At 69.5% G+C, this 1,545-nt stretch carries 1 pseudogene; it reads left to right on the top strand.

The window, feature by feature from the left end:
- Positions 1 to 1,545: pseudogene (locus AACZ75_RS15675) on the top strand (hypothetical protein); the annotation flags it as partial.

Below are 1,545 nucleotides of genomic sequence, written 5' to 3'. Positions count from 1 at the left end.
GACGGCGGCAGCGGGTGACGCGATCCAGGCCGACGCCTTCGGCGGCAACATCAGCATCGTCACCACCGGCGCGATCAATGCGGCTCTCGTCGGTATCGAGGCGAACAACCGCAATGGCGGCGCGATCTCGATCCTGTCCGGCGGCAGCGTGACAAGCGGCGCGGGGACGAACGGCATCAACGCCCGCGCCAATGGCGCCGGCACGGTGACCATCGGGTCGACCGAGCAGCGCACCGGCCCGGTTGTCGCCGGGGCCACCGGTGTTTTCGCTACCAGCGAAGGCGACATCAATGTTGCCGTCGGCAGTGTCACCGGCGCGACGCGTGGCATCGTCGCCTCGAACCAGCGGGCGACCGGCAGCCTGGCCGTGCTGAACGGCCGGGTCGTCATCGACGCCAGCGGTCCGGTCACCGGCGAGACCAGCTACGGCATCATCGGCATCAACAACGGCCTTCTGGCCGACAATACGCTGACGATCCGCACCGCCGGCCCGGTCACGTCGACCTCGGGTTCGGCGATCAGCGCCCAGACGATCGGCGGCAATATCGACATCACCGCCCAGGGCTCCATCCTGTCGAACGCGGGCCCGACCTGGTTCGGCGACGGCATCTATGCCGAAGCGAGCGGCACCGGTGCTGTCTCGGTCCTGGCGACCGGTGCCAGCATCAGCGGCTATGACGGCATCTATACCGCGACCCGGGCCACCAGCGGCATCGGCATCGACGTCCAGACCACCGGAGTGGTCAGCGGCCTGACGCAGTTCGGTCTGTACGGCCGGGCTCTGGGCGCGTCGGTCAATCTCGCCTCCCAGGGCACGGCGACGGGCGTTCTCGGCGGCCTCGTCGCCACGACCAGCGGCGGCAGCGGCAATGTGACGGTCTCGACGGCAAATGCCGACTCGGCCAACGGCATGGGGGTTTCGGCCACCATTACCAACGCCGGCACCGGTCTGGTGCGGGTCAATGTGACCGGTGCCAGCACGGTCAGCGGCGTGACCGGCGTACTGGCCACGACCGATGGCTCGGGCGCGGTGACCGTTGCGTCGAACACGGCCGGATCACGCGTGATCGGCACCGGCGGCGCGGGTGTCCAGGCCTCGGCCAACGGCGGCCTGCTGACGGTCGCCCTCGCCGGTGGCGCGACGGGCGCAACCGGCCATGCCGGCGTTTCGGCCATCAACACCGGTAGTGGTGCCGTCAACGTCAATGTCGACGGCGCAGTGTCGGGGACGACCGGTATCTATGCCGTGACCGGCACCGGTGCGATCGATATCGGGACGGCGGGCGACCGCTCGACCGGATCCATCACCGCCAACGGCGCACCGGGCATCTATGCCGCGACCGCCGGCAACATCGGCATCCACGTCGGGGCCGTCAGCACCACGGGCGGAAACCCGGTGAGCTTCGGTGACGATCGTCAACCCTTCCCCATTTCGAGCGACAGCGGCTACGCCATCCTGGCCCTGTCATCGGCCGGCACCGCCACCATCAACGCCAATGGTCTGGTCAGCGGCGGGGCCGCCGGCGGCATCTACGCCCGGACCGC

This window comes from uncultured Brevundimonas sp., assembly GCF_963975535.1.
In the GTDB taxonomy this organism is placed as follows: domain Bacteria; phylum Pseudomonadota; class Alphaproteobacteria; order Caulobacterales; family Caulobacteraceae; genus Brevundimonas.
Note: the sequence above shows the minus strand (reverse complement) of the source record. Positions and strands in the feature narration are given on the sequence as shown.